This is a genomic window from Streptomyces sp. NPDC058008, from assembly GCF_042886395.1.
Classification (GTDB): Bacteria; Actinomycetota; Actinomycetes; order Streptomycetales; family Streptomycetaceae; genus Streptomyces.
Genome location: NZ_JBHVQX010000003.1, coordinates 46,429 through 58,295, shown reverse-complemented (window position 1 = coordinate 58,295; position 11,867 = coordinate 46,429). Strand labels below are relative to the sequence as shown.

Genomic DNA, 11,867 nt, shown 5'->3' with positions numbered 1-11,867 from the left:
GGAGCCGTCAGTTCCCGCCGGTGAGTCCCGCGACGAGCTCGTCCGCCGCGGCGTACGGGTCGAGGCCTCCGGCCACGATCCGCTCCGCGAGGGCGTCCAGCCTGCGGTCGCCGTGCAGATCGGCGATCCGCTCGCGGAGCGCGGTGACGGCGATCGTCTCGACCTCGCGGGCCGCGCGTGCCCTGCGCCGCTCGGCCAGGACACCGTGCTCCTCCATCCACGCCCGGTGCTTCTCCAGCGCCTCGACCACCTCGTCGAGGCCCTCGCCCCGGGCGGCGACCGTCTTCACGATCGGCGGCCGCCAGTCGCCGGGCCCCCGGGACTCCCCGAGCCCCAGCATGTGGTTGAGCTCCCGGGCGGTGGCGTCCGCGCCGTCCCGGTCGGCCTTGTTGACCACGTACACGTCGCCGATCTCCAGGATCCCGGCCTTCGCCGCCTGGATGCCGTCGCCCATGCCCGGCGCGAGGAGGACGACGGAGGTGTCGGCCTGGGAGGCGATCTCCACCTCCGACTGGCCCACCCCCACCGTCTCCACCAGGATCACGTCGCAGCCGGCCGCGTCCAGCACCCGGATCGCCTGCGGCGCGGACCACGCGAGGCCGCCCAGGTGGCCCCGGGTGGCCATCGAGCGGATGTAGACGCCCGGGTCGGAGGCGTGATCCGACATCCGGACCCGGTCGCCGAGGAGCGCGCCCCCGGAGAACGGCGACGACGGGTCGACGGCCAGGACCCCGACGCGCCTGCCGGCCTTCCGGTAGGCGGTCACCAGCGCCGAGGTCGAGGTGGACTTGCCGACACCCGGCGATCCGGTCAGGCCGACGACGTAGGCGTGGCCGGCGAGCGGCGCCAGGGCCGCCATCACCTCCCGCAGCTGGGGCGAGGCACCCTCCACCAGGGAGATGAGCCGGGCCACCGCACGCGGCCTGCCCTCCCGTGCCTGCTCGACCAGGGTGGGGACGTCCACCTTCACGCGGCCTCCTCGCTCGCTCGTACGGTGACTACTTGCCCGGTACGCGGATGATCAACGCGTCGCCCTGGCCGCCGCCGCCGCACAGCGCCGCCGCCCCGGTGCCGCCGCCGCGCCGCTTCAGCTCCAGCGCCAGGTGCAGCACCACACGGGCGCCGGACATGCCGATGGGGTGGCCGAGGGCGATGGCGCCGCCGTTCACGTTGACCTTGTCGGAGGTGACGCCGAGGTCCTTCATCGACTGGACCGCGACGGCCGCGAAGGCCTCGTTGATCTCGATGAGGTCGAGGTCCCCGACACCGATGCCCTCCTTCTTCAGCGCGTGCCGGATGGCGTTGGACGGCTGCGACTGGAGCGAGTTGTCGGGGCCCGCCACGTTGCCGTGGGCGCCGATCTCGGCGATCCACTCCAGGCCCAGCTCCTCGGCCTTCGCCCTGCTCATGACGACGACGGCGGCGGCGCCGTCGGAGATCTGCGACGAGGTGCCCGCCGTGATCGTGCCGTCGGCGGTGAAGGCGGGCCGCAGCTTCCCCAGGGACTCGGCGGTCGTGTCGGGGCGGATGCCCTCGTCCTCCGTGAACAGGACCGGGTCGCCCTTGCGCTGCGGGATCTCGACCGGGGTGATCTCGGCCTCGAAGAGGCCGTTCTTCCGGGCGGCGGCGGCGCGCTGGTGGGAGAGGGCGCCGATCTCGTCCTGGTCGGCGCGGGTCAGGCCCAGCCGGGTGTTGTGCCGCTCGGTGGACTCGCCCATCGGGATGTTCTCGTAGGCGTCCGTCAGCCCGTCGTAGGCCATGGAGTCGAGCATCTCGACCGCGCCGTACTTGTACCCCTCGCGGGACCTGGGGAGCAGGTGCGGGGCGTTGGTCATGGACTCCTGGCCGCCGGCCACCACGACGTCGAACTCGCCGGCGCGGATGAGCTGGTCCGCGAGGGCGATCGCGTCGAGCCCCGACAGGCAGACCTTGTTGACGGTGAGCGCGGGGACGCTCAGCGGGATGCCGGCCCTGACCGCCGCCTGGCGTGCCGGGATCTGCCCCGCACCGGCCTGGAGCACCTGGCCCATGATCACGTACTCGACCTGGTCGCCGCCGATCCCGGCGCGCTCCAGCGCGGCCTTGATCGCGACGCCTCCGAGGTCGGCCCCGGAGAAGCTCTTCAGCGAGCCGAGCAGACGGCCCATGGGCGTACGCGCGCCCGCGACGATCACTGAGGTGGTTCCGGTCGTTCCTGACATGAGGCGCAGCCCCTTGGATTGGTTGTGAACGAGGGTTTACCCGAATGTACTGAGCGGTACCGCGCCCGTCATCCGGCTGTCGGTGTGATCGCGCGCACGTTGCGTAACCATCGCGGGGGCGCTGCACTGGTTCCATGCTGACGCGAATCGACCACATCGGAATCGCCTGTTTCGACCTCGACAGGACGGTGGAGTTCTACCGCGCGACGTACGGCTTCGAGGTGCACCACACCGAGATCAACGAGGAGCAGGGTGTACGGGAGGCCATGCTGAAGATCAACGGCACCTCGGACGGCGGGGCTTCCTACCTCCAGCTGCTGGAGCCGACCCGTGAGGATTCGGCCGTCGGCAAGTGGCTGGCGAAGAACGGCGAGGGCGTGCACCACATCGCGTTCGGGACGGCGGACGTCGACGGGGACGCCGCGGAGATCCGCGAGAAGGGCGTCCGGGTGCTGTACGACGAGCCCAGGACCGGCTCCATGGGCTCCCGGATCACGTTCCTCCACCCCAAGGACTGCCACGGCGTACTGACGGAACTGGTCACCTCGGCGACGGAGCACTGACCCGACCGGTACCCGGCCCGGTAGAGTGGGCGGTTCCGGGCCGGGGCCGGGCCGGGGCCGCGCCGCGTCCTCGCCGTTGATCTGTCACCATTCCCCGGGGGACCGCTCGTCGGCGAGCGGTTCTCGTACGGAGAATTGTGACCAGGGTTGGGGTCTCCCCTGCTCGAACGAAGTTGAGAGCTCGGGGAAGGATGGGACCGCGCAGTGCGGGGCTACGAGAGCCAGCAGAGCCACCGAGCTGACGACGACCATCTCTCGCGGTTCGAAGCCGAGATGGACCGGCTGAAGACCGACCGGGAGAAGGCCGTCCAGCACGCCGAGGACCTCGGCTACCAGGTCGAGGTCTTGCGCGCCAAGCTGCACGAGGCACGGCGCAGTCTGGCGATGCGTCCCGCTCACGACAGCGCGGACATCGGCTACCAGGCCGACCAGATGCTGCGGAACGCCCAGATCCAGGCCGACCAGCTGCGTACGGACGCCGAACGCGAGCTGCGCGAGGCCAGGGCGCAGACGCAGCGGATCCTCCAGGAGCACGCGGAGCACCAGGCGCGGCTCCAGGCCGAGTTGCACGCCGAGGCGGTGCAGCGGCGCCAGCGGCTCGACCAGGAGCTGGCGGAGCGCCGGCAGACCGTCGAGTCCCACGTCAACGAGAACGTCGCCTGGGCCGAGCAGTTGCGGTCGAGGACCGAGTCCCAGGCCCGCCGCCTCCTGGACGAGTCGCGCACGGAGTCCGAGCAGTCGCTGGCCGCGGCCCGCGCCGAGGCGGCCAGGATCGCCGACGAGACCCGCCGGCGCCTCAACTCCGAGGCGGAGTCGGCCCGTGGCGAGGCGGAGGCCACGCTGCTGCGGGCCCGCAGGGACGCCGAGAGGCTGCTCGACGCCGCCTCCACGCAGGCCCAGGAGGCCACCGGCCACGCCGAGCGGCTGCGCTCGGCGGCCACCGCGGAGACCGCGCAGACCCGGCAGCAGACCGCGGAGCTGAACCGCACCGCCGAGCAGCGCACGCAGGAGGCCGAGACCAGGCTGCGCGAGGCCCGGCTGGAGGCCGAGAAGGTCCTCTCCGAGGCGAAGGAGGCGGCCGTCAAGCGGCTGGCCGCCGCCGAGTCGCAGAACGAACAGCGCACCCGTACGGCGAAGTCCGAGATCGCCCGGCTGGTCGGCGAGGCCACGAAGCAGGCCGAGGCGCTCAAGGAGGAGGCCGAGCAGGCGCTCGTCGACGCCCGCGCGCAGGCCGAGCGGGAGGTCACCGAGGCCGCGGAGAAGGCCCGCACCCTGGCCGCCGAGGACGCCGCCGCCCAGCTGGCGAAGGCGGCCCGGAACGCCGAGGAGGTCCTGACCAAGGCCTCCGAGGACGCCAGGTCCACCACCAGGGCCGCCGGTGAGGAGGCCGACCGGATCCGCCGGGAGGCCGAGGCCGAGGCGGACCGGCTGCGCGGCGAGGCGGCCGAGCAGGCCGACCAGCTCAAGGGCGCGGCCAAGGACGACACCAAGGAGTACCGCGCCAAGACCGTCGAGCTGCAGGAGGAGGCCCGCAGGCTCCGCGGCGAGGCCGAGCAGCTCCGCTCGGAGGCCGTCGCCGAGGGCGAGCGGATCCGGGGCGAGGCCCGGCGCGAGGCCGTCCAGCAGCTGGAGGAGGGCGCACGCACCGCCGAGGAGCTGCTGACCAAGGCGAAGGCGGACGCCGAGGAGCTGCGGACCTCCGCGGGCACCGAGAGCGAGCGCGTGCGGACCGAGGCGGCCGAGCGCGCCGCCGGTCTGCGCAAGCAGGCCGAGGAAGCGCTGGAGCGCAGCCGCGCCGAGGCGGAGAAGCTGCGCGCCGAGGCCGAGGAGCAGGCGTCCGCCCTGACCGCCGCGGCCGAGACGGCCGCCACGGAGCTGCGCGAGGAGACCGAGCGCGGGGTCGAGGCCCGCAAGTCCGAGGCGGCCGAGGAGCTGGCCCGGCTGCACACCGAGGCCGAGGACCGGGTCACCGCCGCCGAGGAGGCCCTCGGCGAGGCGCGTACGGAGGCGGAGCGCATCCGCCGTGAGACGAACGAGGAGTCCGAGCGGCTCCGCGCCGAGGCCGCCGAGCGGCTGCGCGTGCTCCAGGAGCAGGCCACCACAGAGGCCGAACGCCTGCGGAACGAGGCCGCGGCCGACGCCGCGCAGTCCCGCGCCGAGGGCGAGTCCGTGGCCGTACGGCTGCGCTCCGAGGCCGCCGCCGAGGCCGAGCGGCTGAAGAACGAGGCGCAGGACAGCGCCGACCGGGTGCGCTCGGAGGCCGCCGCCGCCGCCGAGCGGGTCGGCACCGAGGCCGCCGAGGCGCTGGAGGCCGCCCAGGAGGAGGCCAAGCGGCGCCGCCGCGCCGCCGAGGAGACGCTCGGCTCCGCCCGCGCGGAGGCCGAGCAGGAGCGCGAGCGCGCCCGCGAGCAGAGCGAGGAACTCCTCGCCTCCGCCCGGAAGCGGGTCGAGGAGGCCCAGGCCGAGGCGCAAAGGCTGGTCGAGGAGGCGGAGAGCCGGGCCACCGAGCTGGTGTCGGCAGCCGAACAGACCGCCCAGCAGGTGCGGGACTCCGTCGCCGGGCTTCAGGAGCAGGCCGAGGAGGAGATCACCGGGCTGCGGTCCGCCGCCGAGCACGCCGCGGAGCGCACGCGCACCGAGGCGCAGGAGGAGGCGGACCGGGTCAGGACCGACGCCTACGCCGAGCGCGAGCGGGCCGGCGAGGACGCCAACCGCACCCGCCAGGTCGCGCACGAGGAGTCGGAGGCCGCGAAGGCCCTGGCCGAGCGGACCGTGTCCGAGGCCATCACCGAGTCGGAGAAGCTGCGTTCGGACACCTCCGAGTACAGCCAGCGGGTCCGCACGGAGGCCTCCGACGCCCTCGCGTCGGCGGAGCAGGACGCCGCGCGGGCCCGTGGCGAGGCCCGTGAGGACGCCAACCGCATCCGTTCCGAGGCGGCGGCGCAGGCCGACCGGCTCATGGCCGAGGCCACCGCCGAGAGCGAGCGGGTCCGTACGGAGGCCACCGAGCAGGCGGAGCACTTCGTCGCGGAGGCGGGAGACGAGGCGGAGCGGCTGCGCGCGGAGGCGGCGCAGACCGTCGGCTCGGCCCAGGAGCACGCGGCCCGCACCCGCGAGGAGTCGGAACGGCTGCGCGCCGACGCCGAGTCCGCCGCGGAGCAACTGGGCGCGGAGGCCCGCCAGGAGGCGGACCGGCTGCTGGACGAGGCACGCGAAGCCGCGGCGAAACGCCGCACCGACGCCGCCGAACAGGCCGACCAGCTCGTCGAGAAGGCCCAGGAGGAGGCGCTGCGCGCCGCGACGGAGGCCGAGGAGCAGGCCGACCGGATGGTCGGCGCGGCCCGCAACGAGGCCGTCCGCATCACCTCCGAGGCGACCGTCGAGGGCAACTCCCTGGTGGAGCGGGCCCGTACGGACGCGGACGAACTGCTCGTGGGCGCCCGCAGGGACGCCACCGCCACCCGGGAGCGGGCGGAGGAGCTCAGGACCCGGATCGAGAGCGAGATCGAGAATCTGCACGAGCGCGCCCGGCGCGAGACCTCCGAGCAGATGAAGACGGCGGGCGAGCGCGTCGACAAGCTGATGAAGGCGGCGACGGAGCAGCGGGCCGAGGCCGAGACCAAGGCCAAGGAGCTGCTGTCGGACGCCAATTCGGAGGCGAGCAAGGTACGCATCGCCGCCGTGAAGCGTGCCGAGTCACTCCTCAAGGAGGCCGAGACCAAGAAGGCCGAGCTGACCCGGGTGGCCGAGAAGCTCCGCGCCGACGCCGAGGCCGAGGCGAAGCAGATGGTCGACGAGGGCCGCCGGGAGCTGGACCTGCTGGTCCGCAGACGCGAGGACATCAATACGGAGATCTCCCGTGTCCAGGACGTCCTGGAGGCGTTGGAATCTTTCGAGGCTCCGGGCACGGCGGGCAAGGGGTCGGGCGGAGGCGTCAAGGCCGGTGCCACGGCGGGCACACGGTCGGGTGGCAAGGCGTCGGACGGGTAGCCGCTCACGGATTTCGTCATGAACATTCAACCCTTCGGGTCGCAAGCGCTCCGGGGGTCAGCCACTCAAAAGGGGTGTCATTCTCCATACCAAAGCGGCATCTTCACGTTGACACGCCGCCCAGACCCCTAGGATTCCCTCTAACACCTCACCGGTCTCATTCGACAGGAACCCCATGAGCGACCCTTCCTCCCCCTTCGGCTTCGAGCTCGTGCGACGTGGATACGACCGCGGTCAGGTGGACGACCGCATTACCAAACTCGTCGCCGACCGTGACAGCGCCCTCGCACGGATCACCTCTCTGGAGAAGCGCATCGAGGAACTCCACCTCGAGACGCAGAACGCACAGGCCCAGGTCAACGACTCCGAGCCGTCGTACGCCGGACTCGGCGCACGTGTCGAGAAGATCCTCCGCCTCGCCGAGGAGGAGGCGAAGGACCTGCGTGAGGAGGCCCGCCGCGCGGCCGAGCAGCACCGCGAGCTGGCCGAGTCGGCCGCCCAGCAGGTGCGCAACGACGCGGAGACGTTCGCCGCGGAGCGCAAGGCGAAGGCCGAGGACGAGGGCGTCCGCATCGTCGAGAAGGCCAAGGGCGAAGCGAGCACGCTGCGCACCGACGCCCAGAAGGACGCCCAGCAGAAGCGCGAGGAGGCCGACGCCCTCTTCGAGGAGACCCGCGCGAAGGCCGCCCAGGCCGCCGCGGACTTCGAGACGAACCTCGCCAAGCGCCGCGAGCAGTCCGAGCGCGACCTCGCCTCCCGCCAGGCGAAGGCCGAGAAGCGCCTGGCCGAGATCGAGCACCGCGCCGAGCAGCTCCGCCTGGAGGCCGAGAAGCTCCGTACGGACGCCGAGCGCCGGGCCCGTCAGACGGTGGAGACGGCGCAGCGCCAGGCCGAGGACATCGTCGCCGACGCGAACGCCAAGGCCGACCGGATCCGCAGCGAGTCGGAGCGCGAGCTGGCGGCGCTCACCAACCGCCGCGACTCGATCAACGCGCAGCTGACCAACGTCCGCGAGATGCTGGCGACGCTGACGGGTGCCGCGGTCGCCGCCGCCGGCTCCCCGGTGGAGGACGATTCCGCCACCCGTGGGGTCCCCGCCCAGCAGACCCGCTGAGCGAGGCGCCCGCCTCAGCCGTACCCCATCGCGCGCCCGGTTCCGCCCTTGTGGTGGCGCCGGGCGCGCGGCCGTTCTAGCGTGGGCGCATGATCGAGCTCGACGGCCTCACCAAACGCTTCGGCAACAAGGTTGCCGTCGACCGCCTCTCATGCCGGGTCAGACCGGGCATGGTGACGGGATTCCTCGGCCCCAACGGGGCGGGCAAGTCCACGACCATGCGCATGATGCTCGACCTCGACAACCCGACCAGCGGCACGGTGCGGATCGACGGCCGCCCCTACCGGGACCTCCAGGAGCCGCTCAAGCACATCGGGGCCCTGCTGGACGCCAAGTCGATGCACGGCGGGCGCAGCGCGTACAACAACCTCCTGTGCCTCGCCCAGAGCAACCGCATCCCGGAGAGCCGGGTCTCCCACGTGCTGGACACGGTCGGTCTGACCGCCGTGGCGAGGAAGAAGTCCAAGGGCTTCTCCCTCGGCATGGGCCAGCGGCTGGGGATCGCGGCCGCACTCCTCGGCGACCCCGAGATCCTGATGTTCGACGAGCCCGTCAACGGGCTCGACCCCGAGGGCATCCACTGGATCCGCAACCTGATGAAGACGCTCGCCGCGGAAGGCCGGACGATCTTCGTCTCCTCGCACCTGATGAGCGAGATGGCCCTGACCGCCGACCACCTGATCGTCATCGGGCAGGGCAAGCTGCTCGCGGACACCTCGATGGCCGACTTCATCCACGAGAACTCCCGCAGCTACGTGCGCATGCGCTCCCCCGAGCAGGAGCGCCTGCGCGACCTGCTGCACGCGGAGGGTGTCGTGGCGGTCGAGTCGGGCGCCGGCCTGCTGGAGATCGACGGCGAGACCCCCGAACGGCTCGGCGAGCTGGCCGGCCGGCACGGGATCGTCCTGCACGAGCTCAGTGCCCAGCGGGCCTCGCTGGAGGAGGCCTTCATGCAGATGACCGCGGGCTCGGTGGAATACCACGCCCACTCCGACCGCGACGGCCTCCAGCCACCGGCGGCGGCCCCGGACTGGGGCGCGCGGTGGAACGAGCAGACCGGCGGCCCGGCCGACCGTACGACGGGGGTGTGACAGCGATGGCATCGGTACCCGCGGTCCTGAATTCCGAGTGGACCAAGATCCGTACGGTCTCCTCGACGACCTGGACGCTGATCTGCGCGTTCCTCGTCACCGTCGCCATGGGCGCCGCCCTGAGCGCCCTGCTGAACAGCCAGTTCGACGATCTCTCCAGCGTCGAGCGGGCCACCTTCGACCCGACGTACGTGGGCTTCTCGGGCATGGTGCTCGGACAGCTGGCGATGGTCGTCTTCGGCGTGCTGGTGGTGGGCACGGAGTACAGCTCCGGCATGATCCGCACCTCGCTCGCCGCGGTGCCGCAGCGCGGCTCGTTCCTCTTCAGCAAGATCGCGGTGGCGGGCGTCCTGGCCCTGCTGGTCGGCCTCGCCACCAGTTTCGTGACCTTCTTCCTCAGCCAGGCCCTGCTCGGCAGCCGCGGCACCGGGATCGGCGCGGAGCACGTGCTGCGCGCGGTCGTGGGCGGCGGCATCTACATGGGCCTGATCGCGGTCTTCTCCATGGGGGTGGCGGCGATGCTCCGCAGCTCCATGCTGTCGCTGGGCATCCTGATGCCGTTCTTCTTCCTGGTCTCGCAGATCCTCTCGGCGGTCCCGGGGGCCAAGACCGTGGCCCGGTACTTCCCCGACCGGGCCGGCTCCAAGATCATGCAGGTGGTGCCGGACGCCATGAACAGCAGCCCGGCGCCGTACGGGCCCTGGGCAGGGCTCGGGATCATGGCGCTCTGGGTGGTGGCGGCGGTGGCCGGCGGCTACCTCGTGCTGAAGAACCGGGACGCCTGAGCGGCGCCCCCGGCGCCGGCGCCCCGCGTGACGACTTGGCCGGAACCGCCTCCGGCTGGTTATCCTCCTAACTCTTGACGGGGGCGTGCGGCCGGATGCCTGGGCCCCTACGACTGATACGTCGATGGGGCTGGAGCATGATCGAGGCAGTCGGCCTGACCAAGCGCTACGGCGCGAAGACGGCCGTGCACAACCTTTCCTTCCAGGTGCGGCCCGGTGCCGTCACGGGGTTCCTCGGTCCCAACGGGTCGGGCAAGTCCACCACCATGCGCATGATGCTCGGCCTGGACCGGCCGACGTCCGGACACGTGACGATCGGCGGTCACGCCTTCCGCAGCCTGCCCAACGCACCACGCCAGGTGGGGGCACTGCTGGACGCCAAGGCCGTGCACGGCGGGCGCAGCGCCCGCAACCACCTGCTGAGCCTGGCCCAGCTGGCGGGTATCCCGGCGGCCCGGGTGGACGAGGTCCTCGGCGTGGTCGGGCTGCAGGACGTCGCGAAGCGGCGCTCCAGCGGCTTCTCCCTGGGCATGGGCCAGCGGCTCGGCATCGCGGCCGCGCTGCTCGGCGACCCGCAGGTGCTGCTCTTCGACGAGCCCGTCAACGGGCTGGACCCCGAGGGCATCCTCTGGGTCAGGAACCTCATGAAGCGGCTGGCCTCCGAGGGCCGCACGGTGTTCGTGTCCAGCCACCTGATGAGCGAGATGGCGCTCACCGCCGATCATCTGATCGTGATCGGCCGCGGACAGCTCCTCGCCGACATGAGCGTCACCGACTTCATCTCCGCCAACTCCGCCGACTTCGCCCGGGTGCGCGTCCCGGCGGAACATCCGGAGCACCGCGAGAAGCTGACCGCCTCCCTCACCGAGGCCGGCGGGCGGGTCATGCCCGAACCGGACGGCGCCCTGCGGGTCACCGGGCTCGGACTGCCCCGGATCAGCGACCTGGCGCACGGGGCCGACGTGCGGCTCTGGGAGCTCTCACCGCACCGGGCCTCGCTCGAGGAGGCGTACATGCGGATGACGCAGTCCGCCGTGGACTACCGCTCGACGGCGGACGCGAAGGAGGGCCTCCAGGTGCCGCCGCCCGGCTACGGGGGCCACCCCCAGCCGGGCTACGCGCCCCAGCCGCCCCCGGAGGTCCCGCAGCAGGGCTGGTACGCCCCGCCGCCGCCCGGACAGAACCCGTACGCCGGCGCACCGGCACCCACCCCCGCGCCCCCCGTGGGGCGGACCGAGCGCGAGACCGACGAGGACCCCCGATGACGATGCCTCCGCCGCAGGCGCACCAGGCTCCTCAGCAGCCGCAGCAGGGCTGGGAGGGCTCGCCGGGCCCGTACGCCTCCCCGATCCCGGTGCGCACCCCCGGCCTCGGGGACGCGCTCGCCTCGGAGTGGACGAAGATCCGTTCCGTGCGCTCCACGATGTGGACGCTGGGGGTGATGATCGTGCTGCTGATCGGCATCGGTCTGCTCGTGGCGTTCGTCGTGAGCCTGGCGGACGAGCCGCTGGACGACACCCCCGTGCTCAGCCTCGGCTTCTTCGGGGTGCTCCTCGGATCGATCTGCGTGATCACGCTCGGGGTGCTGACCATCGCGTCCGAGTACAGCACCGGGATGATCCGTACGACCCTGACGGCCTGCCCGAGCCGGGCGCGGATGCTGACGGCGAAGTCGATCGTCTTCTTCCTGCTCGCCTTCACCATCACCACGGTGACCACCGGCATCGTCGGGGTCCTCCAGACCGCCCTGCTGGACGGCGCCACACCCGACACCGGGCTCTGGATGCGCTCCACGCTGGGGATCGGCCTCTACGTCGCGACGCTGGGGCTGCTCTCGCTCGCCGTCGGCGCGCTCGTGCGGCACTCGGCCGGCGCCATCACGGTCATGATCGCGGTGGTGCTGCTCCCGCTGGTGCTGGCGATCTTCATGTTCTCGCCGACGCTGGCCTCCGTGCAGCAGTTCCTCTTCGAGTACTCGATCCCCAACCAGATCGGCGCGATGTACGACGTGTCGGTGACCACCTCGGGGCCGAGCGGCTGGGAGCCCCTGGGGGTCATCGCCTGCGTGACCGCGGTGGCGATGGCCGGGGCCTTCGCCTCGCTGGACCGCCGGGACGTCTGAA

General features: G+C 72.3%; 9 protein-coding genes. 7 read left to right on the top strand and 2 right to left on the bottom strand.

Going from position 1 to position 11,867, the window contains the following annotated elements:
* Window positions 1–7: 7 nt before the first annotated feature.
* Together meaB and ACFVS9_RS03870 are read right to left on the bottom strand one after the other, a co-directional pair.
* A complete protein-coding gene (gene meaB, locus ACFVS9_RS03875; RefSeq protein ID WP_383115046.1) occupies window positions 8–970 on the bottom strand; it encodes a methylmalonyl Co-A mutase-associated GTPase MeaB in 963 nt (320 codons plus the stop codon).
* A 28-nt stretch (window positions 971–998) separates the two neighbouring features.
* Window positions 999–2,201, bottom strand: a complete 1,203-nt coding sequence (locus ACFVS9_RS03870) for an acetyl-CoA C-acetyltransferase (protein ID WP_383115047.1) — start codon at window positions 2,199–2,201, stop codon at window positions 999–1,001.
* 134 nt (window positions 2,202–2,335) lie between these two features.
* Here ACFVS9_RS03870 and mce point away from each other — a divergent pair, with 134 nt between their 5' ends.
* The 7 genes from mce (at window position 2,336) to ACFVS9_RS03835 (ending at window position 11,866) form a co-directional block, all read left to right on the top strand.
* Entirely contained in the window at window positions 2,336–2,764 is a 429-nt protein-coding gene (mce, locus tag ACFVS9_RS03865) for a methylmalonyl-CoA epimerase (protein ID WP_383115048.1), read from the top strand.
* A gap of 204 nt (window positions 2,765–2,968) precedes the next feature.
* Window positions 2,969–6,754 carry a polarized growth protein Scy gene (gene scy, locus ACFVS9_RS03860; RefSeq protein ID WP_389929851.1) on the top strand — a complete coding sequence of 1,262 codons (3,786 nt, stop codon included), beginning with the start codon at window positions 2,969–2,971 and terminating at the stop codon, window positions 6,752–6,754.
* Window positions 6,755–6,929: 175 nt separating this feature from the next.
* Window positions 6,930–7,868, top strand: a complete 939-nt coding sequence (locus ACFVS9_RS03855) for a cellulose-binding protein (protein ID WP_383115050.1) — start codon at window positions 6,930–6,932, stop codon at window positions 7,866–7,868.
* Between the two features lie 89 nt (window positions 7,869–7,957).
* Window positions 7,958–8,959 (top strand): ATP-binding cassette domain-containing protein, encoded by a 1,002-nt coding sequence (locus tag ACFVS9_RS03850; RefSeq protein ID WP_389929849.1) that lies wholly within the window; start codon window positions 7,958–7,960, stop codon window positions 8,957–8,959.
* Between the two features lie 5 nt (window positions 8,960–8,964).
* Window positions 8,965–9,744: an ABC transporter permease gene (locus ACFVS9_RS03845; RefSeq protein WP_383115052.1), complete on the top strand. Its 780-nt coding sequence runs from the start codon at window positions 8,965–8,967 to the stop codon at window positions 9,742–9,744.
* Window positions 9,745–9,881: 137 nt separating this feature from the next.
* Window positions 9,882–11,009: an ABC transporter ATP-binding protein gene (locus tag ACFVS9_RS03840; RefSeq protein WP_383115053.1), complete on the top strand. Its 1,128-nt coding sequence runs from the start codon at window positions 9,882–9,884 to the stop codon at window positions 11,007–11,009.
* A complete protein-coding gene (locus ACFVS9_RS03835; protein WP_383115054.1) occupies window positions 11,006–11,866 on the top strand; it encodes an ABC transporter permease subunit in 861 nt (286 codons plus the stop codon). The genes ACFVS9_RS03840 and ACFVS9_RS03835 overlap by 4 nt, the downstream gene beginning before the upstream one ends.
* Window position 11,867 lies beyond the last annotated feature (1 nt).

Bases quoted from the DNA above. Each gene is read 5' to 3' on its own strand.
- mce (WP_383115048.1), top strand. From the start codon at position 2,336: ATGCTGACGCGAATCGACCACATCGGAATCGCCTGTTTCGACCTCGAC.
- ACFVS9_RS03855 (WP_383115050.1), top strand. From the start codon at position 6,930: ATGAGCGACCCTTCCTCCCCCTTCGGCTTCGAGCTCGTGCGACGTGGA.
- ACFVS9_RS03870 (WP_383115047.1), bottom strand. From the start codon at position 2,201: ATGTCAGGAACGACCGGAACCACCTCAGTGATCGTCGCGGGCGCGCGT.
- ACFVS9_RS03840 (WP_383115053.1), top strand. From the start codon at position 9,882: ATGATCGAGGCAGTCGGCCTGACCAAGCGCTACGGCGCGAAGACGGCC.
- ACFVS9_RS03845 (WP_383115052.1), top strand. From the start codon at position 8,965: ATGGCATCGGTACCCGCGGTCCTGAATTCCGAGTGGACCAAGATCCGT.
- ACFVS9_RS03835 (WP_383115054.1), top strand. From the start codon at position 11,006: ATGACGATGCCTCCGCCGCAGGCGCACCAGGCTCCTCAGCAGCCGCAG.
- ACFVS9_RS03850 (WP_389929849.1), top strand. From the start codon at position 7,958: ATGATCGAGCTCGACGGCCTCACCAAACGCTTCGGCAACAAGGTTGCC.